A 25,300-nucleotide genomic window follows, 5' to 3' on the forward strand; every position below is an offset into this window, starting at 1 on the left:
CCCCGCCGCTCCCCGCCGCCCGGCGGGCGGCGGTCGCCGACGGCGTCGGCGCGGGCGGCGGCCTCCCGGCCGCTGTGCTCGGCCGGTGCTGACTGCTCCGCGTCCTCCGTCGCCCGTCGCTCTCCTGGGCCGCCCTCGGCCCCGTCAGCGGCCGTGTCGGGGTCGCCGGCGGGGGCGGGCACCCGCGCCTCGCCGCCGTTCTGACGGCGGGAGGACGCGGGGGAGGACGACTGCAGCGCCGTTCCTCCGGTGGTGCGGAACAGTTCGTCGGCTCCCGGCAGACTCACTCGGCGTGACACCGGGCGAGCACCTCCCTGGCGAGCTGGCGGTAGGCGGCGGCACCGACGGAGTTGGACGCGTACGTGGTGATCGGCTCACCCGCGACCGTGGTCTCGGGGAAGCGGACCGTGCGGCCGATGACCGTGTGGTAGACGTGGTCGTCGAACGCCTCGACCACGCGGGCCAGGACCTCACGGCTGTGCACGGTGCGCGAGTCGTACATCGTGGCGAGGATGCCGTCCAGTTCGAGCTCGGGGTTGAGCCGCTCCTGGACCTTCTCGATCGTCTCCGTGAGCAACGCCACACCGCGCAGGGCGAAGAACTCGCACTCGAGCGGCACGATCACCTTGTGCGCCGCGGTGAGCGCGTTCACGGTGAGCAGGCCGAGCGAGGGCTGGCAGTCGATGACGATGTAGTCGTAGTCCGCCATCAGCGGCTTGAGCGCGCGCTGCAGGGTGGACTCCCGGGCGACCTCGCTGACCAGCTGCACCTCGGCGGCCGACAAGTCGATATTGCTGGGCAGCAGGTCCATATTGGGCACGGCCGTCTTGAGCAGCACCTCGTCGGCCGACATGCCCCGCTCCATGAGCAGGTTGTAGACCGTGAGGTCGAGCTCCATCGGGTTGACGCCGAGGCCGACCGACAGGGCGCCCTGCGGGTCGAAGTCGACGAGCAGGACCCGGCGTCCGTATTCGGCGAGGGCCGCGCCGAGGTTGATGGTGGAGGTGGTCTTGCCGACGCCGCCCTTCTGGTTGCACATCGCGATGATCTTCGCGGGGCCGTGGTCGGTCAGCGGCCCGGGGATCGGGAAGTACGGCAGCGGCCGCCCGGTGGGGCCGATGCGTTCGCGTCGCTGGCGGGCCGCGTCGGGCGCGAGTGTGGCCGCGTACTCGGGGTCCGGCTCGTACTCGGCGTCCGGGTCGTAGAAGTGCCCGTCGGGGAGGTCGTCGTAGGCGGCGAAGCGGGCGGGATCCATGCCCCCCTGGTCGCCGGCCATGGCGTTCACGTGATGGCCGTCCATGCTCTGACTCTGGTGGGCTGTCGTCAAGTTCTGGTGCGTGGCGAAGGTGCGGACAGCTACGGAGCCGACAGCCTCGAGCCCCGAGGGACCCTGGCCCCGCGCAGCCGATCCTGGTTGACCACCCCCGGGAGAAAATGTCGACTCATTCACAAGTCGTCCTACCTCCTTGGTGACCAGGAAATTTCTAGATAGGTCAGCGTGACACCATGCCGACGGTTGGCGACTCTATGGCGTGTCGGCGGTTCGCAGCAACACAATCCACCGGACACGGCACGATGTGTCGGCAATCGAACACCGCGCTGTCAAGGGCGTATGGGGGGTGAAGCGAGGATTCCTCGACGGGTAAAGCGTCTGAATAGTTACTTTTAGGGCGAGTTGGCGAAGCGAACTGTCATCCGCGTTACGGGTCGTATCGGACACATCAACGGCCGGACCCCGCCTCACGGCAAGACCCGGCCGGATGCCCGTTATTGACCTGTTGTTGACGGTCGACGTTGACCGCTCGGCCGGTTTCAGCCGATCAGCGAGGTCAGTTCGACGGTCGACAGGCCGTGCGCCTCGGCGACCGGACCGTAAACGACCTCGCCCTCATGGACATTGAGCCCCCTGGCCAGCGCGGCGTCCCGGCGCAGCGCGTCCCGCCAGCCGCGGTTGGCCAGCTCCACGATGTACGGCAGCGTGGCGTTGGTGAGCGCGTGGGTGGAGGTGTTGGGCACCGCGCCCGGCATGTTGGCCACGCAGTAGAAGACCGAGTCGTGCACCGCGAAGGTGGGCTCGGCGTGGGTGGTGGGCCGGGAGTCCTCGAAGCAGCCGCCCTGGTCGATCGCGATGTCGACAAGTACACTTCCGGGCTTCATCCGGGAGACCAGCTCGTTGGTGACCAGCTTCGGCGCCTTGGCGCCGGGGATGAGCACCGCGCCGATGACGAGGTCGGCGGCGAGCACGGCCTTCTCCAGCTCGTAGGCGTTGGAGGAGATGGTCTGCACCCGGTTGCCGAAGACCTTGTCGGCCTCGCGCAACTTGTTGATGTCCCTGTCGAGCAGGGTGACGTGGAAGCCCATGCCGAGGGCGATCTGCGTGGCGTTCCAGCCGGAGACGCCGCCGCCGATGACCACGGCCCGGGCGGCGGCCACGCCCGGCACCCCGCCGGGCAGCACCCCGCGCCCGCCCGCCGACCGCATCAGGTGGTACGCGCCGACCTGCGGCGCGATCCGGCCCGCGACCTCGGACATCGGCGCGAGCAGCGGCAGCGCGCGGTTCGCGGTCTCGACCGTCTCGTAGGCGATGGCGGTGGTGCCGGACTCCAGCAGCGCGTCCGTGCACTCGCGGGAGGCGGCCAGGTGGAGGTAGGTGAAGAGGGTCTGGTCCTTGCGCAGCCGGTGGTACTCCTCCGCGACGGGCTCCTTGACCTTCAGCAGCAGGTCGGCGGTGGCCCAGACGTCGTCGGCCGAGCCGAGGATGCTCGCACCGGCGGCGGTGTACTCCTCGTCCGTGATCGAGGAACCGACACCGGCCCCCCGCTCCAGGAAGACCTCATGGCCATCGCGGACCAGCTCATGCACACCAGCGGGGGTGATGGCCACGCGGAACTCGTTGTTCTTGACCTCGCGGGGGATACCGACCTTCACGTCGATCACGGTCCTTGAATCTGAGGGATATCCGGGTTTTAAGCAGACAAACCGGAATGCGTCCGCATGCCGGAGACGACCGCAACAATCGCGGTACGGCCAGTCTAATGAAGGATGCCCCGCTGTCTAGCCTTGCATTGCATCAATCTTTTGCCGATCCGCTGCCGGTTTCTTAGGTCACTCTGCCTCTTCGGCTCCATCTGCCCGCTCACTGCCACCGCTGCCGCCCCGTACTTCCCCCACCCCGCTGCCACCCCGTACTTCCCCCACCCCGCTGCCGCCCCGTACTTCCCCCACCCCGCTGCCGCCCCGTACTTCCCCCACCCCGCTGCCGCCCCGTACTTCCCCCACCCCGCTGCCACCCCGTACTTCCCCCACCCCGCTGCCACCCCGTTGTCGCGCCGCCAGCCGCCGCGCGGCGCGCCGGTGCGCATCCGCGGCCGCCGGGTCGCCGAGCCGGTCCAGGGCGTCCGCGGCCCGCAGCGCGCCCTGCGGATTGCCCGCCCGGCGGAACGCGGCCCCCGCCGCCCGCCAGGCGCGCAGCGCCTCGCCCCACTGGCCGGTGCGGGCCTGGACCGTGCCCAGCCGCTCGTACAGCAGCGCCTCGCCGATCCGGTCGCCGCGGGACAGCCGCAGCTGGAGCGCCCGCCCGTACCAGTCGGCCGCCCGGTGCCAGTCCCCCAGGTCCTCGTACGTGCCGCCGATGGACTCCAGCGAACGCCCCGTGGTGTACGGGTCGCCCGCGTCCCGGGCCGCCTCCAGCGCGTGCTTGTAGCGGACCAGCGCCTCCTCCACCCGGCCCGCCCGCGCGTCCAGGTCGCCCAGGTTCAGCAGCGCCGCCGCCTCCTCCACCGGCAGATCGCGGCGGCGGGCCACATCGAGCACCAGCCGGTGCAGCCCGTACAGCTCCGGGGCGGCCGCCTCGGCGCTGCGGTGGGCGCCGAGGGCATGTGTCAGACCGGCCACCAACCGGCGCGCCAGCGTGTCGAGCCCGCCGTCCTCGACGGCCAGCCGGGCGATCTCCAGCAGCACCGGCAGCCGCGACTCCAGCCAGACCGACGCGGCCCCGGGCGAGGTGAACCTCAGCGCCCTCGGCATCGCGGCCAGCTTCTTGCGGGCGGGCGAGCCGGGCGGCTGGGCGGCCAGACGGCAGGCGTGCAACTGCCGTACGGTCCGCTCCAGCATCCGGGCACCGGCCAGTTCCACCTCGGCCGGGCGCTCGGTGGCCCGCAGCGCCGCCCGCAGCATCGGGTCGAGGCAGCCGGGTACCTGGTACCGGCGCTCGGCCAGCGGCCGCAGCAGCCCGTGCGCGACAAAGCCCTCCAGCGCGGCCTCGGCGTCCGCCACCGAGCAGCCGGCCAGCGCGGACGCTATCTGGGGGTCCGCCCAGCCGCCGGGCGCGAGCACCAGCAGCCGCAGCAGCCGTGCGGCGGCGGGCGGCAGCGCCTCGTACGCCAGCCGGAAGGCGCGGGCCAGCGGGCGCCCGCCCCGGTCCTGGTCACCGGAGGCCGGCGGCAGTTCGCGCAGCCGCTGCACCGCGTCGGCGACGGACGCCTGGGGACGCGCCGCGAGCCAGCCGCCGACCAGCACCAGCGCGGCGGGCTGGCCGCCGCACTCCTCGACCAGGGACTGCGCGGCCACCGGATCGCAGGTGATACGGGTGGTCCCGGCGTACTGCGCGAGCAGCCCGATGGCCGCGCTCACATCAAGCCCGCCGAGCGTGCACGGCCGTACGTCCGGCACCCCCGTCAGCGGGCCGCGCGAGACGGCGACGACCAGGCTGTCCGGGGCGTCCGGCAGTAACGCGTCCACCTGCTCGGCGCCGGTCGCGTCGTCGAACAGCAGCAGCGCGCGCTTCCCCGCCAGGGCGTCGCGCAGCGCCTCGCAGAGCTCGTCCTCGTCCGCCCCGGCCGGGACGGCCACCCCGAGCACGGCCAGCAGTTCGCGGGCGATCCGCTCGATGGGTACGGGATCGCCCCCGGACGTGGCCAGCCGCGCGCGCAGGGTCCCGTCGGGGTAGTCGTCGGCGAGCCGCCGCACCAGCTCCTCGGCCAGCGCGGTACGGCCGGAACCGGGGCGGCCCGCGATCAGCAGCACCCGGCTGCGGGGGGCCTTGCGGCCGGCGAGGGTGTCCAGGCCGGCCCGGTCGATATCGGCCCGCAGCGCCAGCAGTTCGCGCCGCCGCCCCGCGAAGCCGCGCCCCACGGACGCCGCCGCCGCGAACAACACGGCCCGCGTCGCGCCGCTCCACAGCCCGCCCGCGTCGTCCTGCGGCCTGGCGGGAGGCTCGGCGCGCCCGGGTTCATGGCCCTCGGCGCCCTCGGCCGAAGATCCCCCGCGCCCGTCCGCGGCAGGCGGTTCCGCGCGCCCTACGGTCCGGGGCGGCGGGGCGGCGGCGCGACGAGGCGCGAGGGCGGGCGCGGGACGGGGCTGGGGTTCGGCGGCAGGCGGCGGCAGCCGCTTCCGGGGGGTCGGCCCCCCATCGGTGTCGACCGCCTGCTCCGCCACTGGGCCCCATCCCCGTCCACCTGCGCGTACGAGCCCGCCGCGGGTGCGGTCGGGTAGTCCGAGCGTAGTTCACCGCGCGTCAGCACTTCGGCACTCCCGGCCGATATGGCGGGGAGAAAATCACCTGATCGGATGCACGGATGTTCGGATTTGGGGGCTGTGGAGAGCCGTCCCGCGGCGGGAGGGCCCTCAGGCCTCGAAGGGCCGGGCCGGCCAGGGGGCGTCCGCCGGGCGCAGGGACTCGAAGCCGGCGCCGGTCTGTGCGGCGTGGGCCGCCAGGACGCCGGCCACCAGGCAGGTGTTGTGCAGCTCGCCCGCGAGGACGCCGGCGATCAGCTCGTCGAGGGGGATACGGGCGCGCTCCATGTCCGCCTCCTCGTGATCCCCCTCGTACCGCTCGCCCTCGGCCTCCGAGACCCCCCGGGCCAGGAAGATCCGTACGGCCTCGTCGGAGCCGCCCGGCGAGGTGTAGATGTCGGTCAGCACCCGCCAGTCCTCGGCCTTGACGTGTGCCTCCTCGTACAGCTCGCGCTGCGCCGCGTGCAGCGGGTTCTCGCCGGGGACGTCGAGGAGGCCGGCCGGGATCTCCCAGAGCCGCTGCCGCACCGGGTGGCGGTACTGGCGCACCACGATGACGCGGCCTTCGCCGTCGAGGGCGAGGATGGCGACCGACCCGGGGTGGACCTGGTAGTCGCGGGTGGTCCGGGAGCCGTCGGGCATGACGACCTCGTCGGTGCGCACGCCGGTCTTGTTGCCGGTGAACGGCGTGGTGGTGGCGGTGATCCGCCACTCCTCGGGGGTGTCCTTGATGCGCATGCTCGACTCAGCGTCCTCTCGTCAGCGAACGGCCCGACAGCCGAAACGGGGCCCGGGCGGGGCGGCACAAACCGCTCCCGCCCAGGTCAACCGTATCCCTCAGGCCTTGGCGCGCTGTCCGGTCGGCGCGCCCGGCTGTCCGGTCACGGCGGCCGCCTGAGCGCCCGGCCGCGCCGCCGGGGCCGCCTCGGCCGCAGGCTGCCCCGACTGCGCGGACTGCCGGGCCACCGCGGCCTTCACCAGGCCCGCGAAGAGCGGGTGCGGGCGGGTGGGCCGGGAGCGCAGCTCCGGGTGGGCCTGGGTGCCGACCAGGTACGGGTGCACCTCGCGCGGGTACTCGACGTACTCGACCAGCTTGTTGTCGGGCGAGGTGCCCGAGAAGAGGAGGCCGGCCTTCTTCTCCAGCTCCCCGCGGTAGGCGTTGTTGACCTCGTAGCGGTGGCGGTGGCGCTCCTCGACGTACGGCTGGTCGCCGTAGACCTCGCGGACGATGGTGCCCTCGCCGAGCTTCGCCGGGTACATGCCCAGCCGCATCGTGCCGCCCATATCGCCCTCGCCCGCGACGATGTCGAGCTGCTCGGCCATGGTGGAGATGACCGGGTCGCTGGTGGCGGGCTCGAACTCGGTGGAGTTGGCGCCCTCGATGCCCGCCAGGTTCCGCGAGGCCTCGATGACGATGCACTGCAGGCCCAGACAGAGGCCCAGCAGCGGGATCTTGTTCTCGCGGGCGTAGGTGATCGCGCCGACCTTGCCGTTGACGCCGCGGTCGCCGAAGCCTCCCGGGACACAGACCGCGTCGACGTCGCCGAGCTGCTGCCGGGCGCCGGCGGCGGTGCGGCAGTCGTCCGAGGTCACCCACTTGATCTTGACGCGGGCGTTGTTGGCGAAGCCGCCCGCGCGCAGCGCCTCGGTGACCGACAGATAGGCGTCGGGCAGGTCGATGTACTTGCCGACCAGGGCGACGGTGACCTCGTGGTCGGGCTGGTGGACCCGCTTGAGCAGATCGTCCCACTGGGTCCACTCGACATCGCGGAAGGGCAGGTCGAGGCGGCGCACCACATAGGCGTCCAGGCCCTCGGAGTGGAGCACCTTGGGGATGTCGTAGATCGACTTGGCGTCGATGGCGGCGACCACGGCCGCCTCGTCGACGTCGCACATCAGCGAGACCTTGCGCTTGATGGAGGTCGGGACCTCACGGTCGGCACGCAGCACGATCGCGTCGGGCTGGATACCGATGTTGCGCAGGGCGGCGACCGAGTGCTGGGTGGGCTTGGTCTTGAGCTCACCGGAGGGGCCGATGTACGGCAGCAGGGAGATGTGCACGACAAAGACGTTGTCCCGGCCGACCTCGTGCCGGACCTGGCGTACGGACTCCAGGAAGGGCAGCGACTCGATGTCGCCGACGGTGCCGCCGACCTCGGTGATCACGACGTCCACGTCGTCCGTCGCCATCCGCCGGATGCGGTGCTTGATCTCGTTGGTGATATGCGGGATGACCTGCACGGTGTCGCCCAGGTACTCGCCGCGCCGCTCCTTGGCGATCACGGTGGAGTAGACCTGGCCGGTGGTGACGTTGGCGGAGCCGTCGAGGTCGACGTCGAGGAACCGCTCGTAGTGGCCGATGTCCAGGTCGGTCTCGGCGCCGTCGTTGGTGACGAACACCTCGCCGTGCTGGAACGGGTTCATGGTGCCCGGGTCCACGTTGAGGTACGGGTCCAGCTTCTGCATCGTCACGCGCAGACCGCGCGCCTTGAGCAGGGCACCGAGGCTGGAGGCGGTCAGGCCCTTGCCGAGTGAGGAAGCGACACCCCCGGTGACGAAGATGTGCTTGGTCGTCGTGGGTTTAGCGGCAATGGCCAAAACAAGGCTCCCGTGGTCGCGAGGTGAGGGTGCGGGGTCCGGCGACCGCCCCGGTATTCCGGGGGCGCCGTTGGTGAGGTTCGGGGGTTTTGCGCCCACCGCTCCACGGGCTACCAGGGTATCAGTGCCCTCCCCCGGCTACGGCTGGGCCGGGTGCACCTCCCGGGAGAACTCGGGCGAGCCGGGGAGCATTCCGCGGCCGCCGGGGGTACGGATCCGCTACCGCTCGAACACCATGCGTGACCTGGCCACCCGATCGGCCGCCGGGTCCAAGCCACGATGTGGGACGACTCAAGCGGATCACTGTTCTCCGTCGTATCCTGCTCGGACGCAATGCTGCGAGCCGGCCGGCAAGGGACCACCAGCACGTCCCCGGGACAAGCGCTCGTCGAGAACTTCCAAGACCGTGGACAATAGCCTTCCGGGGCACCGCGGCCGTTCGAATGGGGATAGTACGTGGCCGGGCGTATCGAGGATTACGCACTGATCGGGGATATGCAGACCGCCGCCCTGGTCTGCAGAGATGGCACGGTCGACTGGCTTTGTCTGCCGCGCTTCGATTCGCATGCCGTCTTCGCCGGGCTGCTGGGCACCGAAGAGCATGGCTTCTGGCACCTGGGGCCCGCGCAGGCCGCGGGCGCCCCTCACGCGGCCGCCGACCGCCGCCGCTACCGCGGCGACTCGCTGGTCCTCGAATCGGAATGGGACACCCCGCGCGGCACGGTCCGCGTGATCGACTTCATGCCGCCCCGTGACGGGGCCCCTCAGCTGGTGCGGATCGTCGAGGGCGTGAGCGGCCGGGTGCCGATGCGCTCGGCGCTGCGGATGCGCTTCTCGTACGGCTGGGTCGTGCCGTGGGTGCACAAGATCGACGGGCGGACGGTCGCCGTCGCCGGACCCGATTCGGTGTGGCTGGACACCGAGATCGACACCTACGGCAAGGACCTGACCACCTACTCGGACTTCACCGTCGCCCCCGGCGACCGGATCGCCTTCACCATCAGCTGGCAGCCCTCCCACAAGGAGCCGCCCGCGCTCCCCGACCCGGAGGGCGCGCTCGAGGCGACCGAGGTCTTCTGGCGCGAATGGGTCGAGCACTGCACGTACCACGGCCCCTACCGGGACGCGGTGGTCCGCTCGCTGATCACCCTCAAGGCGCTCACCTACGCCCCCACCGGCGGCATCGTCGCCGCGCCCACCACCTCGCTGCCCGAGGAGATCGGCGGAGTCCGGAACTGGGACTACCGCTACACCTGGCTGCGGGACGCGGCGATCACCCTGTCCTCGCTGCTGCGCACCGGCTACCGCGAGGAGGCGCGCGCCTGGCGCGAGTGGCTGCTGCGCGCGGTCGCGGGCGACCCGGAGAACCTCCAGATCATGTACGGCATCGCGGGTGAGCGCGAGCTGGGCGAGGCCGAGCTGCCCTGGCTCCCCGGCTACGAGGGCTCGCAGCCGGTCCGGGTCGGCAACGGCGCGGCCGGGCAGCTCCAGCTGGATGTGTACGGAGAGGTCACCGAGGCGCTGCACCTGGCGCACATGACCGGCCTGGCCCGCAACGACTACGCGAGCATCCTGCAGCTCAAGCTGATCCGCTACCTCGAGGAGCACTGGGACGAGCCGGACGAGGGCATCTGGGAGGTGCGCGGGCCGCGCCGGCACTTCGTGCACTCCAAGGTGATGGCCTGGGTCGCGGTGGACCGCACCGTCAAGCTCATCGAATCGGGCGACGTGGACGGGCCGTTGGAGCGCTGGCGCGAGCTGCGCGACGAGATCCACCGGGATGTCTGCGAGAAGGGCTACGACCCCGAGCGCAACACCTTCACCCAGTCGTACGGCTCGCGGGAGCTGGACGCCTCGCTGCTGCTGATCCCGCAGATGGGCTTTCTGCCGCCGGACGACAAGCGGGTCATCGGGACCATCGAGGCCATCCAGCGCGAGCTGTCGACCACCGACGGCTTTGTGCTGCGCTACCCGACGGCCGGCGAGGACGCGGGCGTGGACGGCCTCGAGGGCGACGAAGGGGCCTTCCTGGCCTGCTCGTTCTGGCTCGCCGACGACCTGGCGATGATCGGCCGGGTCGACGAGGCGCGCAAGCTCTTCGAGAAGCTGCTCTCGCTCCGCAACGACCTGGGGCTGCTGGCGGAGGAGTGGGACCCGCGCCTCCAGCGGCAGGTGGGCAACTTCCCCCAGGCCTTCAGCCATGTGCCGCTGATCGACACGGCGCTGCGGCTGACCGCGTCCGGGGCGTACGGAGGGTAGGCCGGCAGGCCCGGTCACCGGCCGAGGACGAACGCACAGGAGCCCGGGCTCATACGGCCCGGGCTCCTGTGATGCGTTTCCGCGTTCAGAAGGCGGTCAGGGTCAGCGTGACGCCTGTCGGGGCGGTGTCCTGGATGTACGACGCGAAGTCGGCGACGTCGTCGAAGGCGAAGCCGTACGCCTTGCCGTCCGCGGTCGCCGCGTGCATGGCCTTGGCGTAGTGGTTGGTGACCTGCGGGGTGTAGAAGGAGGCCGGGTCGGTGGTCGGCTGGGCGGGTGTGTTGTGCAGGGTGGTGCGGTTGAAGCCCGCGCCGAGGATGGCCGCGACCGGGCCCGTGGTCCCGTCGTTGGGCGCGGCGAGCGCGCCGTCGCAGAAGAGCACGTCCCTGGTGGAGGGCTTGTCGAAGGCCACGGAGGCGGGGCCGGTGAAGGACAGCCGCCCGCCGCTCACCCGGCCGGTGAAGGTACCCGCGTTGGTGGTGACCTTCAGGTCCTTCGCGGCGTAGGCCGCCCAGACGTCGTCGATATAGGCGGCGAGGTAGTCCTTGCCGAACAGCCCGGCGTCGAGGCCGTGTCCGGGGGCGATGACCCTCAGCTTGTCGCCGAGGACCAGGGGCGCGAAGGCGTCGACCGCGGCGAGGTCGGAGAAGACCTTGGCGCGGGCGCCGCTCTTGAGGGTGCCGGTGGTCTGGTCCTTGGCCCCGGTGAGGCGGATCGACAGCGGGACGCTGAACATGTCGACCATGGTGGTGTTGCAGAACATCCCGGCGGAGTTGAAGGTGAACTCCGCGCAGTCGTGCAGGATGTCGTAGTTGGGATCACTGGACACCCAGCCCGCCGGGTACTGCAGGGCCGCGTTGCCCGCGCCGTCGGTGACCGCCTTGAACTTGAGCTTGGAGCCGAGGGCGACGTAGATCCGGCCGGACATATTGGGCAGGGTCAGTTTGGTGTCCCCGCTCGCGGTGAGCGGGATGGCGTAGTCGGTCCAGCCGTCCGGTCCGTTGTCGGAGAGCGCGATGGGCGCGACCTTGCCGTCCGGGGTGACGCGGACCTGGCGACCGCCCTCGTTGCCGACGATGTAGATCCATATCGATGAATTGCCGAACTGACCTGTGTTGTTGACGACCGTCAGCGGCATCGTGGCCGCGCGCTCGGCGCCATTGGCCCGGCCGCCCGCGAGGGTGAGGCCCGAACCCGCGGCGGCAGCGGCGGCGAGGCCGCCGAGCAGCGTCCTGCGGCCGATCGTCCCGTTCTTCATCCTGCTCATGACATGCACTCCTCGGCGTTGTGGGGGATTTGCCGGGATATTGGAGAGGGGTGGGGGGTGACGGGAACCGTCTTACGTGAGAGCGCTCTCTCCCGCTCCTAGCCCTGCACCCTGCCTACCGGCCGCCCCATGCGTCAAGGACTTGGGCCGACTTGGATCAGATTAGGTCTGGACCAATTCATCGTAGACGCTGAGGACATGGGCGACCGTGTCGTCCTCCGTCGGCCAGCCCGCGGTCCGCGACCGCCCCGCCGCGGCCAGCTCCACCCGGCGCACCGGATCCGCGAGCAGCCGGATCACCGCGCCCGCCAGGTCCTCCGGCGCCCCGTACGGCACGAGTTCGGCCGCCTCCCCCACCAGCTCCGGCACCCCGCCGACCGCCGTGGCCACCAGCGGCACGCCCGCGTGCAGCGCCTCCTGCGCCAGCAGCGACCGCGCCTCCCACCGGCTGGAGAGCACCGCGACATCGGCCGCCGCCAGCAGCGCGGGCACATCGTCCCGGCGGCCGAGCAGCCGCACCGGCAGCCCCTCCCCGTCGATCCTGCGCTGCAGCGCCGCCCGGTCCGGCCCCTCCCCCGCGACCGCCAGCAGCGGCTGGGGGTCCAGCGCACGCCACACCCGGGCCGCGTCCAGCAGCGGCCCGAAGCCCCGGTCCAGCACCAGCCGCCCCACCGCGAGCAGCAACGGCCGCTCCACGGCGCCCAGTTCGGCCCGCGCCTTCTGCCGCCACCCGTCCTCCCTGGGCGGCGTGGAGCGCGGCGCGGGCACCGCGACCGGCGCGAGCCGGGCGTCACGAGCCCCCCGCGCACGAGCCCGCTCCACCAGATCCGACGACGCGCCCAGCACGATCGCGGCGTGGCGCGCCACCCTGCGCTCTATGAGGCGTACGGCTTGCGCCCGCGCGCCCTCGGCGTGCGGTTTGCTGTGCCAGGTGACGATCAGCGGCACGCCCCGGCCGTGCAGCGCCAGCACGGCCAGCAGCCCGGACCGCAGCCCGTGCGCATGCACCAGACCCGCCCCGGCGCCGGCCGCCCGCAGCGTCGCGACGGCCCCCGCGTTCGTACGGGCGTCCAGTCCGGCGAACCACGCGCCCGCCTGCGTGAACCCGTACCCCCGCTCCGCCCGCCACGGCCCGCACACCGTCACCCGCAGCCCGCGCGCCACCAACCCGGCCGTCAGCGACCGGACATGCACCCCGCTGCCGGAACTGCCGCCGCCGAGCACTTGGAGGGCGTGCAGGGGCGGCTGCCCGTGCGGATTCCCGTGCGGGTTCCCGGGCGGCGGGGCCGGTGTGCTGCTCACGGTGCTGCTCACGCGGGAAAAGCTCCTGAGAGGACGGCGTTCGGGCGTGGGGTCTTAGGGCCTGTCGTCAAAGAGGGCGTCCTGCTCCCGACGCCTGGCACGGCACCTCGCTGCGTTGTCGCATCGCCCAAGTACGCCCAGTACGAGGGCGACGCTCCGCCTTGCGAGGCACCGCACCAGACGCCGCTCGCGGCCGGACGCCCCCTTTGACGACAGACCCTAGGCGCGCGGCGGTACGGGTGCGCCCCGCCCAGGATGCCAGTCTTCAGGCCGCCCCCACCGCCACGGCCCCGCCCCGGGCCCGCCGTCGGCGCGCCCGTACGTCCGAGGATTCACCCGTACGGCGGACAGCACCGAACACCGGAACGCCCTCGGGCCGCTGCGGCGCGGGCGGCCCGGCCCAGGCTCGCGGCCACCGGTCCTCGGCGGCGGCGGACCCGCGACCGGCAGTCAGCGCGTCGCCCGCGCCGTCTCCAGGAGCTCTTCCGCGTGGGCGCGGGCGAGTTCGGAGTCCTCCTGGCCCGCCAGCATGCGCGACAGCTCCCGTACCCGGTCCTCGCCCTCCATCGCCTTCACACCGCTGCGCGTGACCGCCCCGTCGTTGGTCTTCTCCACCACCAAGTGCCGGTCGGCGAAGGCCGCGACCTGGGGCAGGTGCGTGACGACCACGACCTGCGCGGTCTGGGCGAGCTTGGCCAGGCGTCGGCCGACCTCCACCGCCGCCTTGCCGCCGACGCCCTGGTCCACCTCGTCGAAGAGATAAGTCGGCACGGGGTCGGAGCCCGCGAAGACCACCTCCACCGCGAGCATCACCCGGGACAGCTCACCGCCGGACGCTCCCTTGGCGATCGGGCGGGGCGGAGCCCCCGGGTGGGGGGCGAGCAGCAGTTCGACCTCGTCGGCTCCGTGCGGCCCGAACAGCACCGCACGGCCGCCCACCTCGATACCCGCCGTCTCCTCCGCGGCCTCGCTCTGGCTGATCGCGAAGGTCACCCGGGCGTGTGGCATCGCGAGCGAGGCCAGCTCCGCGGTGACCGCGTCGGCGAAGCGCGCCGCCGCCTCCGTACGGGCGTCGGTGAGCGCCTGCGCGAGCTCGCCCAGTTCGGCGCGGAGCGCGTCGCGCTCGGCGGTCAGCTCGCCGATGCGGTCGTCGTCACCGTCCAGTTCGGCCAGCCGCGCCGCGCCCTGCTCCGCCCAGGCCAGCACATCCGCGATGTCCTGGCCGTACTTGCGGGTCAGATGGGACAGCGCGGCCCGGCGCTCCTCGACGACCGCCAGCCGCCGCGGATCGGCGTCCAGGTCGTCCGCGTAACCCGCGAGCTCCCCGGCCACGTCGGACATCAGGATGCCGACCTCGGCGATCCTGTCGGCGAGCGCGGCGAGCTTCGGATCGTGGGAGCGCACGCCCTCCAGCGCCCGGTGCGCGCCCGCGACCAAACTGGCCGCGTCCACGCCCTCGGGGTCCTCGGGGTGCCCGGCCAGCGCGGCGTGCGCGACGGTGGCGGCGGAGGCGAGGGCTTCGGCGTGGCCCAGGCGCTCCGCCTCGGCGGCGAGCTCGGTGTCCTCGCCGGGCAGCGGTTCGGCCGCGGCGATCTCCTCGAGGCCGAACCGCAGCAGATCGGCCTCCTGCGCCCGCTCCCGCGCCCGGGTGGTCAGCTCGTCCAGCTCGGCCGCGACCGCGCGCAGCCGCCGGTAGGCGGCCCCGTACTTCTCCAGCGGCCCGGCGACCGCGGCTCCCGCGTACCGGTCCAGGGCCTGCCGCTGCCGGGCCGGGCGCAGCAGCCCCTGCTGATCGGTCTGGCCGTGCACGGCCACCAGGTCGTCCGCCAGCTCGCCCAGCAGCCCCACGGGCACCGAGCGGCCGCCCACATGGGCGCGGGAACGGCCTTCGGCGGAGACCGTACGGCTGATCAGCAGCGCGCCGTCGTCGAGTTCGGCGCCCGCCTCCTCGGCCCGGACGGCCACCGTCGACCGCCCGTCGACGGTGATCCGGCCCTCGACGACCGCCGCCTTGGCGCCGATCCGCACCAGGGCCGCGTCGGCCCGCCCGCCCAGCAGCAGGCCGAGACTGGTGACGACCATGGTCTTACCCGCTCCGGTCTCACCGGTCACCGCGGTGAAGCCGGGCGACAGTTCGACGACGGCATCGTCGATGACGCCCAGGGCACGTATCCGCATCTCCTCCAGCACGCCCACGACCATACGAGGTTTCACGGCCTCGACGCGACGGCGGGTTCCCTCTGTGGGGCGCCCGGTCCGGCCGGAGCCCGCCCTCGGCGCCCCGTCCGGGGCCTAGTGCGGCGCGCCGCGCCAGCCCGCGACCGGGAGGGCGAACTTCGCCACCAGCCGGTCCGTGAACGACGCGTGGTGCAGCCGCGCCAGCCGCACCGGCACCGCCCCCCGCCGCACCTCCACCCGCGCGCCGGCGGGCAGTTCGACGGTGCGCCGCCCGTCGCACCACAGCACCCCGTGCGGGGTCTGCGGCTGCACCTCCACGGCGAGCACCGAGCGCGGCGAGGTGACCAGGGGCTTGGCGAAGAGGGCGTGCGCGCTGATGGGGACCATCAGCAGCGCCTCGACCTCGGGCCACACCACGGGCCCGCCCGCCGAGAAGGCGTACGCCGTCGAACCGGTCGGGGTCGCGCAGACGACGCCGTCGCCGCCGAAGCGGGAGACGGGGCGGCCGTCGACCTCGGTGACGACCTCCAGCAGGCGCTCGCGCGCGGCCTTCTCGACCGACGCCTCGTTCAGCGCCCAGTCGGTGTGCACGATCTGCCCGTCGGTACGGACCAGCACATCGATGGTCATCCGCTCTTCGACCTCGTAGCTGCGCGTCACGACCCGGTCCACGACCTTGTCCAGGTCGTCCCGCTCGGCCTCGGCGAGGAAGCCGACCCGGCCCAGGTTGACGCCGAGCATCGGCACCCCGGAGATCCGCGAGAACTCCGCGCCGCGCAGCAGCGTGCCGTCACCGCCGAGGACGATCAGCAGCTCGCAGCCGTCCAGGACGTCCGCGCCCGCGTCGACCAGCTCGACCGCGGCCGGCAGCGGCAGGTCCGCGGCCTCCGCGGCCAGCACCCGCACCCCGATGCCGCAGCGCAGCAGCCCTTGGACGACCAGCTCGGCGCTGCGGATGGCCGCGGGGCGGCCGGTGTGTGCCAGCAGGAATACGGTGCGCTCCGCTGCTGCCGAGGCTGCTGCTGAAGCTTCTGAAGTGGTCAACTGGGCCCCTCCGCCACTGCACGGTCGACATCGGCCGGGTCAAGTGCCGGCGCCCCGGCGCGCATCCACAGAAAGTACTCGACGTTGCCGGCCGGACCGGGCAACGGGCTCGCCGTGACCCCCAGGACTCCAAGGCCAAGGCCCGCCGCCTGATCCGCGACCGTACGGACGGCCTCGGCACGCAGCCGCGCGCTGCGGACCACCCCGCCGCTGCCCAGCCGCTCCTTGCCGACCTCGAACTGGGGCTTGACCATCAGCACCAGGTCGGCCCCCGGCGCGGCACAGCGCACCAGGGCGGGCAGCACCAGCCCCAGCGGGATGAAGGACAGGTCACCGACGACCAGGTCCACGGGGTCACCGCCGATCTGCTCGAGCGTCAATTCACGTACGTTCGTACGGTCCATGACGGTCACGCGTTCATCGCTCTGCAAAGACCACGCGAGTTGTCCGTATCCGACGTCGACGGCGAGGACATGGGCGGCGCCGGCGCGCAGCAGGACATCGGTGAAGCCTCCGGTGGACGCCCCCGCGTCCAGGGCGCGCCGCCCCGCGACCTCCAGAGCGCCGCCGCTCGCCGTGCCGTCTGTGATGGCGCCCGCGCCCGCCCCCTGGCGGTACTCCTCGCTGAAGGCCAGCAGCGCGCCCGCGAGCTTGTGCCCGCCTCGCGAGACGTAGTCCGGGTCGCTGTCGTCCGCCCTGACCACGAGCGCCGCGCTGGTCTCCACCTGGGTGGCGGGCTTGGTCGCGACCTGCCCGCCGACGGTCACCCGGCCCGCGGCGATCAGCTGGCTGGCGTGCTCGCGCGAGCGGGCCAGCTCGCGGCGCACCAGCTCCGCGTCGAGTCGTGCGCGTCGTGGGCGGGTCACAGCCACGGGTGGTTCAGCTCCTGTCGTCTGTCGTCATACGAGACGAGGTCGTCTACGGGGCGGCGGGTCGGCTACGGGGCGGGTCGTCTTACGAAGGCGGGGTCGGCCTACGAGGCCGGCACCGGCGGTGCGGGGGCCGGCGGGCCGGGCCGCCGGTCCAGGGCGGTCAGCACATCGCGCAGGCCCCGGTGCACATCCTCGTACACCTCCAGATGGCCGCTCGCGGCGAGGTGGTCGGCATCGGCCAGCCGGTCCAGCTGCGCGTCGATCTCGGCGACGCCGGTGGGCGTACGGGTGACGCCGAGCGGCGCGGGATCCGCCGGACGCGCCGACGCCGCGGAAAGCTCCGAAGAAGGCCCCGAGGGAGCCTCCGAAGACGGTTCGGAAGACGGCCCCGCCGTCGGCGCGGCCATGGACTCCGCGGCCGCCGCCTCGGCGGCTGCCACCCCGGGATCCGGCTCCGGCCCGGGCCGCGCACCCTCGATCGGCTCACTCATGGTCTCGACGCTACCGCGAACCACACATTCTCCGACGTACGGGACCTGGGGTACCGTCTGTCGCGATGGCGACCATGGAGGAGTGCCGCAGCGCACTCGACAAGCTGGCGGAGAACCTGGCGGGCGCGAACGGGGACCTCCGCAGCGCCGCCGCGCTCGATCGCTCGGTGAGCTGCCGTATCACCGACCTCGACATCACCTTCTTCGGACGTCTCACCGATGGCCACATAGAGGACGTGACGGCCGTGCCCGGCCCGCCCGCCGAGCGCGCCGAGATCCGGCTGACGATGTCCGGCGACGACCTGGTGGCCCTGGTCGACGGCGAGCTGCACTTCGCGCGCGCCTGGGGCAGCGGCCGGGTCAAGCTGGAGGCCGGCTTCCGCGATCTTCTGCGGCTGCGGAAGCTGCTGTAGCCGCGGCCATCTCCGTCGCGCCCGTCTTGGCAGGGGCCTTCGTACCCGTCCCTTGCACGACCGGGGCCTTCGCGGGCGCAGCATCCGCCCGCGTACGGGATCGCCGGGCGGCGGGCACCACCAGCGGGGTGCCGGTCTCGGGGTCGTCGATCACCTGGCAGCGCAGCCCGAAGACCCGCTCCACCAGCTCGGCCGTCACCACCTCCCCGGGCGCGCCCTCGGCGACGACCTCCCCGCCGCGCATCGCGATCAGGTGGGTGGCGTAGCGGGCGGCGTGGTTGAGGTCGTGGAGGACGGCGACGAGGGTGCGGCTCTGCTCCTCGTGGAGCTGGGCGCACAGGTCGAGCACATCGATCTGGTGCTGGATGTCCAGGTAGGTGGTCGGCTCGTCGAGGAGCAGCAGCGGAGTCTGCTGGGCGATGGCCATGGCGATCCACACCCGCTGCCGCTGGCCACCGGACAATTCGTCGACATAGCGATCCGCGAGCTCGGCCACGCCGGTCGCCGCCATCGACTCGCCGACAATCCGCTCGTCCGTCTCCGACCACTGCCGCAGCAGCCCCTGGTGCGGATAGCGGCCGCGGGCGACCAGGTCCGCGACGGTGATGCCGTCCGGCGCGATCGAGGACTGCGGCAGCAGCCCTAGGGTGCGGGCGACCTTCTTGGCGGGCATCGAGCCGATCGCCTGCCCGTCCAGCAGCACCGACCCGGCGGTCGGCTTGAGCATCCGGGACAGCGCGCGCAGCAGGGTGGACTTGCCGCAGGCGTTGGGCCCGACGATCACCGTGAAGGAGTGATCGGGGATGGCGACGGTCAGGCCCTCGGCCACCGTGTGCCGGTCGTAGGCGAGGGTGAGCCCTTCGGCGGTGAGCCGCTGCGACCGGGCGCCCTTACCGCCTGCACCGCCTATTTCAGTCATACCGCTCATGTCACCCATACCGTCGCTGCCGTCCCTACCGTCCACGTCGCCCCTCGTCACATCGGCACCGTCCCTCGTCATATCCGCCCCGCCCGGCGCTCGGTGATCAGCAGCCCCAGCAGATAGCAGCCGCCCAGCACCCCGGTGACCACCCCCACCGGCAGTTGGTCCGCCCCGAAGAGCCGCTGCGCGGACCAGTCGGCGCTGATCAGCAGGGCCGCGCCCATCAGGGCCGCGGGCACCAGATTGGGCCCGGTCGCGCGGGTGAGCCTGCGGGCCAGCTGAGGCGCGACGAGTGCGACGAAGGCCACGGGCCCGGCGGCGGACGTGGCGACCGCGGTCAGCAGGACGGCCGAGAGGACCAGCACCAGCCGCGTCCGCTCGACCCGCACCCCGAGGGCGTACGCGCTGTCGTCGCCCATCTCCAGCATCCGCAGGCCCCGGGCGTGCCCGAGCACCACCGGCACCAGCACCGCGCAGACGCAGGCCAGCGGCCAGACCTGCGCCCAGTCCCGCCCGTTCAGCGAGCCGGTCAGCCACACCATGGCGCGCGCCGCGTCCTCCTGATGGGCCTGGGTGAGCAGATAGCCGTTGACGGCGGCGAGCGTCGAGGACGCGCCGATGCCCACCAGTACCAGCCGGTAGCCGTGTACTCCCCGCCGCCAGGCCAGCGCGTACACGCCGAGCCCGGTCAGCAGACCGCCGGCGACGGCCCCGGCCGCGACCTGGTTCGGGTCGCCCTTGAACAGCACGACGACCGTGAGCGCCCCGGCCGCCGAACCCTGCCCGAAGCCGACCACGTCGGGGCTCCCGAGCGGATTGCGCGACACGCTCTGGAACAGCGCGCCCGCCAGCCCCAGGGCCGCGCCGACGAGCAGCCCGACCAGGACGCGCGGCAGCCGCACCTCGTTGACGATGAAGTGCTCGATCGGGGTGCCGCCGCCGAAGAGGGTGCGTACGACGTCGCCGGGCGCGATCGAGAAGTCGCCGGTGCCGATCAGCACCACGCTCATGGTCAGCGCCACGGCGGCCAGCAGCAGCCCCGTCAGCGCCGCGCGGACGTCCACCCGGACCGAGAGCCCGCCCCGGGTCCGCAGCGTGGCCCCGCGCGCCCTGGGCGCTTTTTCGCCGCCGTTCCCGGCCCCGATCTTGTCGCTCGCGCTCGCGTTCACAGCTGGGCCATCCTTCGGCGCCGGACGAGGTAGATGAAGACGGGCCCGCCGATGAGCGTGGTGACGACCCCGGCCTGCAGCTCCGAGGGCCGCGACACGACCCGGCCGATCACATCGGCGCCCAGCAGCAGCACCGGCGAGAGCACCGCGGCGTACGGCAGGATCCAGCGCAGATCGGGCCCGGTGAGCGCCCGTACGACATGCGGCACCATCAGGCCGACGAACGCGATCGGCCCGCAGGCGGCCGTCGCGGCCCCGCACAGCAGGGTGACGGCGACCATGGCGAGCGCGCGGGTGCGGGCGAGGTCGGTGCCGAGGGCGCGCGCCGTGTCGTCGCCGAGCGCCACGGCGTTCAGCGCCCGGCCGAGCGCCAGGGCGAGGACCACGCCGACGGCGATGAACGGCGCGACCTGCTTGACGACCGTCATGTTCGCGGAGGCGAGCGAACCGACCGTCCAGAAGCGCATCTTGTCCAGGGCGGCCGTGTCCAGCAGCTCAACGGCGTTGAGATAGCCGTAGAGCGCCGCGTACACGGCCGTACCGGCGAGCGCCAGCCGCACCGGCGTGGCCTCTCGGCTGCCGCCGAGCGCGAAGACGAGCACGGACGCGACGGCGGTGCCGAGGAAGGCGAACCACACATAGCCGGTCAGGGAGGTGACGCCGAGAAAGCTGATGGCCGTGACGACGGCGGCGGACGCGCCCGCGTTCAGCCCGAGCAGCCCCGGGTCGGCGAGCGGGTTGCGGGTGAGCGCCTGGATCACCGCGCCCGCGAGCCCGAGCGCGGCGCCCACCAGCAGCCCGAGCACGGTACGCGGCACCCGCACATCCCGGACGACCACATCGGTGTCGCTGCCGTTGTAGTGGAACAGCCCGTGCCACACGTCGCCGAGCGGAATCGGCTTGGCACCGATCGCGACGCTGGCGGCCACGACCACCAGCAGGACCCCCAGGGAGGCGACGAGCCCGGCCGTGCGGCGCGCGGCCTGCCGCCGAGGTGGCGCGGTCGCTGTTTCGGTCCCGGCTCTCGCCGGACTGAGCAGGGTCACGCGGAACTCCACCTCGCAGCAAGGCCGATCACAATTGAGGTTAGGTTAACCTAACCTTTCTTGTCACGCCTCGGGAGGGGCGGGTTCGTCACAACCCCAGCCGCGCCAGCGCCTTCCCCGCGTCCGCGGCGCAAGCCCCGTCCCCGGCCTCGGTCCACGCCGCCGCGCACAGCGCCCGCAGCCCGTCCATCGGGTCGCCGCCGTCCCCCTCCAGCACCAGCACGCCCTGGCGCACCCGGGCCAGCCAGCCCCCGCACCGAAAGCCGCCGTCGTCCCCCGCCCCGGCCGGCTCCACCGCCGCCTGGGGCGTCAGCAGGCCCCGCAAGTCACGGTCCACATACGTCGGCCGGTGCTCGGGCTCGGCGGCCAGCAGCTGCGCGGGGGTGGTCACCCCGGTCAGGACCAGCAGCGAGTCGACACCGCCCGCGTGCGCGCCCTCGATATCGGTGTCCATCCGGTCCCCGACCACCAGCGGCCGCTCCGCGCCGGTCCGCAGGATCGTCTCCCGGTGCATCGGCGGCAGCGGCTTCCCGGCGATCTGCGGGGAGCGGCCCGTGACGATGCGTACGACCTCCACCGCCGCGCCGTTGCCCGGCGCGATGCCCCGCCCGCTCGGAATCGTCAGATCCCCGTTGGAGGCGTACCACGGCACGCCGCGCCGCACCGCGTACCCGGCCTCCGCCAGCCGCTCCCAGGGCATCTCCGGCCCGCCGTACCCCTGGACCACCGCCGCCGGGTCATCGTCCGCCGAATCCACCGGCACCAGGCCCCGCTCACGCAGCGCCACCCGCAGCCCCTCGCCGCCGATCGCCAGCACCCGGGCCCCGGCCGGGACCTGCTCGGCGATCAGCCGGGCCACCGCCTGCGCCGAGGTGATCACGTCCTCGGGCCGCGCGGGCACCCCGAGCCGGCTCAGATGCTCCGCCACCGCCTCCGGCGTGCGCAGCGCGTTGTTGGTCACATACGCCAGCCGCATCCCGCCGTCCCGCACGGTGCCCAGCGACTCCACGGCGTGCTCGACGGCCTCACCGCCCGCATACACCACCCCGTCGAGGTCCAGCAGGGCGGTGTCGTACGCCGCGCTCAGCGGCCGTTCGCTGGCCGCGGGCCGGGTCCGGACGTTCTGGGTCACGGGGGGATTCATCGGGGGACACGCTCCTCGCATACATGTGCGTCTGTCCCCCGATCATCGCTCATCGCGCCGAACGGCATAGCATTCACTGATGAGCACTCCAGGGCCTGTCGGGCAAGGTCTGCAGCTCGCCCCGTTCCGGGGATTGCGCTATGTCGCGGAGCGGGTCGGCAGCCTGGCCGCCGTGACCTCGCCTCCGTACGACGTCGTGGTGCGCCCCGATGGTCTGCGCGCGCTCGAGACGGCGGACCCGTACAACATCGTCCGCCTCATCCTCCCCCAGGCCGACACCCCCGCCGACCGCCACCGGCAGGCCGCCGAGACGCTGCGCCGCTGGCAGGCCGACGGAATACTCGCCCCCGACCCCGAGCCCGCGCTCTACGTCTACGAGCAGCGCGACGGCCATGTGCTCCAGCGGGGGATCATCGGCGCCCTGCGGCTGAGCCCGCGCGAGGAGGGCGTGGTGCTCCCGCACGAGGAGGTCATGCCGCATGTGGTCGAGGACCGCGCCGCCCTGATGCGCGCCACGGACGCCAACCTGGAGCCGCTGCTCCTCGCCTACCGCAGCGACGGCTCGGTGACCGGCGCGGCCGCCGTCCTCGAACGCGCCGTCCAGGGCCGCCCGTTGCTCTCCACGCCCACCGAGGACGGCTTCAGCCACCACCTGTGGCGGGTGACCGACCCCGCCGACCTCGCACAGATCGCCGCCGACCTGCGCCACCGGCAGGCCCTCATCGCCGACGGGCACCACCGCTGGGCCACCTATCTGCGGCTGCGCGAGGAGCGGACGGAGCCGGGCCCCTGGGACTTCGGCCTGGTCCTGCTCGTCGACACCGCCCGATACCCGCTGCGGGTCAGGGCCATCCACCGGCTGCTGCACCAGCTGTCCCCGGCCGAAGCACTGGCCGCCCTGGGCGCCCCGGACGCGCACCGTACGCCTCCTGGCCAGCCCGGCTCGGGGAGCGCCGCCTTCCGCGTACGCCCGGTCGACGGTCCGCTCCCGCAGGCGCTGGCCACGCTCGCGAAGGCCGCCGACGAGCCGGGGGCCGGCAACGCCTTCCTGCTCGCCGGGCACGGCGGCTTCCTCCTCCTGGACCGCCCCGATCCGGCGCTCCTGGCCCGTACGATCCCCGCCGACCGGCCGGAGGCATGGCGCACCCTCGACGCGACGGTCCTGCACTCCGTGCTGCTGGAGCACATCTGGAACGTCCCTGACACTCCAAGCCACATCGGCTACATCCATGACGCGGCGGCGGCCGTGGAACAGGCGGAGCGGCACGGCGGCACGGCGGTGCTGATGCACCCGGTGCGGGAGGGGGTCGTCCACGACCTGGCCCGGGAGGGGATCCCCATGCCGCACAAGTCGACCTCCTTCGGGCCGAAGCCGGCGTCCGGGCTGGTCCTGCGGAGCCTCGCGCTCGGCTGACGCAGCTGGCTCAGCTGACGAGAAAGGGCGGAACCCCTGGCCGGGGTTCCGCCCTCACTGTCTCTCGCTGTCTGCCGCCGTCAGCGGCCGTCGCCCTCGTCGACTTCCTTCTTCAGGTCGTCCGACTCGAGATCGTCCGACTCGGCGGATGCCTCGGGCGCGCCCGCGGGCTCGTCCTCAACGTCCGACTCGTCCTCGACCAGCTTCGGCTCGTCCTCGACCTCGAGCTCGGCCTCCGGCTCGTCCTCGGGCTCCGGCTCGTCCTCAGGCTCCTCGGGGGCGAGCGCGTCCACGAACTCCACACCGTCCAGCTCCGCAAGCCGGTCGGAGGCGTCCGTCGTCCCGCCCTGATCAGCCTCCAGGGCCTTCGCGAACCACTCCCTGGCCTCGTCCTCACGCCCGACGGCCAGCAGCGCGTCGGCATACGCGTAGCGCAGCCGCGCGGTCCACGGCTGTACGGACTGGGAGGCCAGCTCGGGGCTCTGCAGCGTCACCACGGCGGCGTCCGTCTGCCCCATATCGCGCCGGGCACCCGCCGCGACCAGCCGCATCTCGACCTGCCCGGCCCGGTCCAGCTTCTGCACCTCGGGCTCGCCGGCCATCGCCAGCGCCCGCTCCGGTCGGCCCATACCGCGCTCGCAGTCGGCCATCACGGGCCACAGGTCCACGCTGCCGGTCATCCGCCGCGCCGCGCGGAACTCCGCCAGCGCCTCCGCGTACTTCGCGACGCCGTACGAGGCGAAGCCCGCCGCCTCGCGCACAGCCGCGACGCGGGAGGCGAGACGCAGCGCGACGCGCGAGTACTCGTACGCCCGCTCGGGCTCGTCGTCCAGCAGCTTGGCGACCATGACGAGGTTCTTCGCCACGTCGTCGGCGAGCGTCTTCGGCAGGCTCATGAGCTCCTGCCGCACACTCTTGTCGATCTCGTCCCCGGTCACATCCTCGGGGATCGGCAGCCGCTTGACCGGCTCGCGGTCACGGTCGCGGTCACGGGGGCGCTCGTCCCGGCGACCGTAGCCGCCGGACCGGTCGTCCCGGCGCTTGTAGCCACCACCGGGACGCTCGTCGCGCCCACGGCCCTGCCCGCCGCCGTACGGCCGACGCTGCCCGCGGTCGTCACGGCCCCGGTAACCGCCCTCGCGGTCGTCCCGGCGCGGGGCGCGGGGCCTGTCGTCACGCCGGTCGTCACGGCGCTCATCACGCCGGTCGTCACGGCGCTCATCACGCCGGTCGTCACGGCGCTCATACCCACCGACGCGGCCACCACGGTCCCGGTCGTCGCGGCGCGGCCCACGAGGCCGGTCATCACGGCGATCATCACGGCGGAAACCGCCACGGTCGTCGTCACGGCGGTACGAAGGCCGGTCATCCCGCCGATCGTCACGGCGCCGGTCGTCCCTGCGGTCATCACGACGATCGTCGCGGCGGTAGCCACCACGGTCGTCAGTGCGCCGGAACCCCGGCCGGTCATCGCGGTCCCGGTCACGACGGAACCCACCCTGGCGGTAGCCACCGTCACGGTCATCGCGCCGGGGCCCACGGGGGCGGTCGTCACGCCGGTCGTCGCGGCGGTCGTCGCGGCGGTCGTCGCGGCGGTCGTCGCGGCGGTCGTCGCGGCGGTCGTCGCGGCGGTCGTCGCGGCGGAAACCGCCACGGTCATCACGCTG

At 73.0% G+C, this 25,300-nt stretch carries 19 protein-coding genes and 2 pseudogenes; 3 read left to right on the forward strand and 18 right to left on the reverse strand.

The window, feature by feature from the left end; all coding sequences use genetic code 11:
* The 6 genes and pseudogenes from ACFV2X_RS52795 to ACFV2X_RS52820 form a co-directional block, all read right to left on the reverse strand.
* Nucleotides 1-299: pseudogene (locus ACFV2X_RS52795) on the reverse strand (hypothetical protein); the annotation flags it as partial.
* Entirely contained in the window at nucleotides 284-1,450 is a 1,167-nt protein-coding gene (locus tag ACFV2X_RS52800; protein WP_089513310.1) for a ParA family protein, read from the reverse strand. The gene ACFV2X_RS52800 and the pseudogene ACFV2X_RS52795, both read right to left, overlap by 16 nt.
* Nucleotides 1,451-1,812: 362 nt before the next feature.
* Entirely contained in the window at nucleotides 1,813-2,928 is a 1,116-nt protein-coding gene (gene ald / locus ACFV2X_RS52805) for an alanine dehydrogenase (protein WP_385630859.1), read from the reverse strand.
* Between the two features lie 177 nt (nucleotides 2,929-3,105).
* Complete coding sequence (locus ACFV2X_RS52810) at nucleotides 3,106-5,436, reverse strand: tetratricopeptide repeat protein (RefSeq protein WP_385630828.1); 2,331 nt, start codon at nucleotides 5,434-5,436, stop codon at nucleotides 3,106-3,108.
* A 189-nt stretch (nucleotides 5,437-5,625) separates the two neighbouring features.
* Nucleotides 5,626-6,252, reverse strand: a complete 627-nt coding sequence (locus tag ACFV2X_RS52815; RefSeq protein ID WP_385630831.1) for an NUDIX domain-containing protein — start codon at nucleotides 6,250-6,252, stop codon at nucleotides 5,626-5,628.
* A 99-nt stretch (nucleotides 6,253-6,351) separates the two neighbouring features.
* Complete coding sequence (locus tag ACFV2X_RS52820; RefSeq protein ID WP_385630834.1) at nucleotides 6,352-8,112, reverse strand: CTP synthase; 1,761 nt, start codon at nucleotides 8,110-8,112, stop codon at nucleotides 6,352-6,354.
* A gap of 456 nt (nucleotides 8,113-8,568) precedes the next feature.
* On the opposite strand from ACFV2X_RS52820, the gene ACFV2X_RS52825 reads away from it, so the two are divergent.
* Entirely contained in the window at nucleotides 8,569-10,371 is a 1,803-nt protein-coding gene (locus ACFV2X_RS52825; protein ID WP_385630837.1) for a glycoside hydrolase family 15 protein, read from the forward strand.
* Between the two features lie 85 nt (nucleotides 10,372-10,456).
* On the opposite strand, the gene ACFV2X_RS52830 is transcribed toward ACFV2X_RS52825, so the two are convergent.
* The 6 genes from ACFV2X_RS52830 to ACFV2X_RS52855 form a co-directional block, all read right to left on the reverse strand.
* A complete protein-coding gene (locus tag ACFV2X_RS52830; RefSeq protein ID WP_385630839.1) occupies nucleotides 10,457-11,638 on the reverse strand; it encodes a glycoside hydrolase family 64 protein in 1,182 nt (393 codons plus the stop codon).
* Nucleotides 11,639-11,800: 162 nt separating this feature from the next.
* Nucleotides 11,801-12,952 (reverse strand): glycosyltransferase family 4 protein, encoded by a 1,152-nt coding sequence (locus ACFV2X_RS52835; RefSeq protein ID WP_385630841.1) that lies wholly within the window; start codon nucleotides 12,950-12,952, stop codon nucleotides 11,801-11,803.
* A 438-nt stretch (nucleotides 12,953-13,390) separates the two neighbouring features.
* Nucleotides 13,391-15,142, reverse strand: coding sequence for a DNA repair protein RecN (gene recN / locus ACFV2X_RS52840; protein WP_385630862.1), 1,752 nt, complete (start codon nucleotides 15,140-15,142; stop codon nucleotides 13,391-13,393).
* Between the two features lie 90 nt (nucleotides 15,143-15,232).
* The gene (locus ACFV2X_RS52845) at nucleotides 15,233-16,162 is read right to left on the reverse strand and encodes an NAD kinase (RefSeq protein WP_089513324.1); all 930 of its coding nucleotides are present in this window, start codon (nucleotides 16,160-16,162) and stop codon (nucleotides 15,233-15,235) included.
* Nucleotides 16,159-17,028 (reverse strand): TlyA family RNA methyltransferase, encoded by an 870-nt coding sequence (locus ACFV2X_RS52850; protein WP_385630865.1) that lies wholly within the window; start codon nucleotides 17,026-17,028, stop codon nucleotides 16,159-16,161. The genes ACFV2X_RS52845 and ACFV2X_RS52850 overlap by 4 nt, the downstream gene beginning before the upstream one ends.
* 107 nt (nucleotides 17,029-17,135) lie before the next feature.
* The gene (locus tag ACFV2X_RS52855; protein WP_385630868.1) at nucleotides 17,136-17,441 is read right to left on the reverse strand and encodes a hypothetical protein; all 306 of its coding nucleotides are present in this window, start codon (nucleotides 17,439-17,441) and stop codon (nucleotides 17,136-17,138) included.
* Between the two features lie 149 nt (nucleotides 17,442-17,590).
* Here ACFV2X_RS52855 and ACFV2X_RS52860 point away from each other — a divergent pair, with 149 nt between their 5' ends.
* A complete protein-coding gene (locus ACFV2X_RS52860) occupies nucleotides 17,591-17,938 on the forward strand; it encodes a sterol-binding protein (RefSeq protein WP_385630844.1) in 348 nt (115 codons plus the stop codon).
* Here the strand turns inward: ACFV2X_RS52860 and ACFV2X_RS52865 are convergent.
* From ACFV2X_RS52865 to ACFV2X_RS52880, 4 genes are all read right to left on the reverse strand, one after another.
* Nucleotides 17,886-18,857 (reverse strand): ABC transporter ATP-binding protein, encoded by a 972-nt coding sequence (locus ACFV2X_RS52865; protein ID WP_385630847.1) that lies wholly within the window; start codon nucleotides 18,855-18,857, stop codon nucleotides 17,886-17,888. The genes ACFV2X_RS52860 and ACFV2X_RS52865 overlap by 53 nt on opposite strands.
* Nucleotides 18,858-18,934: 77 nt before the next feature.
* Complete coding sequence (locus tag ACFV2X_RS52870; RefSeq protein WP_385630871.1) at nucleotides 18,935-20,005, reverse strand: FecCD family ABC transporter permease; 1,071 nt, start codon at nucleotides 20,003-20,005, stop codon at nucleotides 18,935-18,937.
* 20 nt (nucleotides 20,006-20,025) lie between these two features.
* Entirely contained in the window at nucleotides 20,026-21,075 is a 1,050-nt protein-coding gene (locus tag ACFV2X_RS52875; protein WP_385630850.1) for a FecCD family ABC transporter permease, read from the reverse strand.
* A gap of 88 nt (nucleotides 21,076-21,163) precedes the next feature.
* A complete protein-coding gene (locus ACFV2X_RS52880) occupies nucleotides 21,164-22,219 on the reverse strand; it encodes an HAD-IIA family hydrolase (protein ID WP_385630853.1) in 1,056 nt (351 codons plus the stop codon).
* A gap of 79 nt (nucleotides 22,220-22,298) precedes the next feature.
* Between ACFV2X_RS52880 and ACFV2X_RS52885 the strand changes: the two genes are divergently transcribed.
* Nucleotides 22,299-23,633, forward strand: a complete 1,335-nt coding sequence (locus tag ACFV2X_RS52885) for a DUF1015 domain-containing protein (RefSeq protein ID WP_385630856.1) — start codon at nucleotides 22,299-22,301, stop codon at nucleotides 23,631-23,633.
* Nucleotides 23,634-23,713: 80 nt separating this feature from the next.
* Here ACFV2X_RS52885 and ACFV2X_RS52890 read toward each other — a convergent pair whose 3' ends face one another.
* A complete protein-coding gene (locus tag ACFV2X_RS52890) occupies nucleotides 23,714-24,544 on the reverse strand; it encodes a hypothetical protein (RefSeq protein WP_385630873.1) in 831 nt (276 codons plus the stop codon).
* 23 nt (nucleotides 24,545-24,567) lie between these two features.
* Nucleotides 24,568-25,300: pseudogene (locus tag ACFV2X_RS52895) on the reverse strand (hypothetical protein); the annotation flags it as partial.

Origin of the sequence: Streptomyces sp. NPDC059679 (assembly GCF_042734105.1) — a bacterium.
Lineage (GTDB): Bacteria > Actinomycetota > Actinomycetes > Streptomycetales > Streptomycetaceae > Streptomyces.

What these genes read in the sequence shown, in the direction of transcription:
- ACFV2X_RS52815 (WP_385630831.1), bottom strand. Translation starts at nt 6,252, where the DNA reads ATGCGCATCAAGGACACCCCCGAGGAGTGGCGGATCACCGCCACCACC.
- ACFV2X_RS52830 (WP_385630839.1), bottom strand. Translation starts at nt 11,638, where the DNA reads ATGAGCAGGATGAAGAACGGGACGATCGGCCGCAGGACGCTGCTCGGC.
- recN (WP_385630862.1), bottom strand. Translation starts at nt 15,142, where the DNA reads ATGGTCGTGGGCGTGCTGGAGGAGATGCGGATACGTGCCCTGGGCGTC.
- ACFV2X_RS52855 (WP_385630868.1), bottom strand. Translation starts at nt 17,441, where the DNA reads ATGGCCGCGCCGACGGCGGGGCCGTCTTCCGAACCGTCTTCGGAGGCT.
- ACFV2X_RS52860 (WP_385630844.1), top strand. Translation starts at nt 17,591, where the DNA reads ATGGCGACCATGGAGGAGTGCCGCAGCGCACTCGACAAGCTGGCGGAG.
- ACFV2X_RS52865 (WP_385630847.1), bottom strand. Translation starts at nt 18,857, where the DNA reads ATGACTGAAATAGGCGGTGCAGGCGGTAAGGGCGCCCGGTCGCAGCGG.
- ACFV2X_RS52880 (WP_385630853.1), bottom strand. Translation starts at nt 22,219, where the DNA reads ATGAATCCCCCCGTGACCCAGAACGTCCGGACCCGGCCCGCGGCCAGC.
- ACFV2X_RS52885 (WP_385630856.1), top strand. Translation starts at nt 22,299, where the DNA reads ATGAGCACTCCAGGGCCTGTCGGGCAAGGTCTGCAGCTCGCCCCGTTC.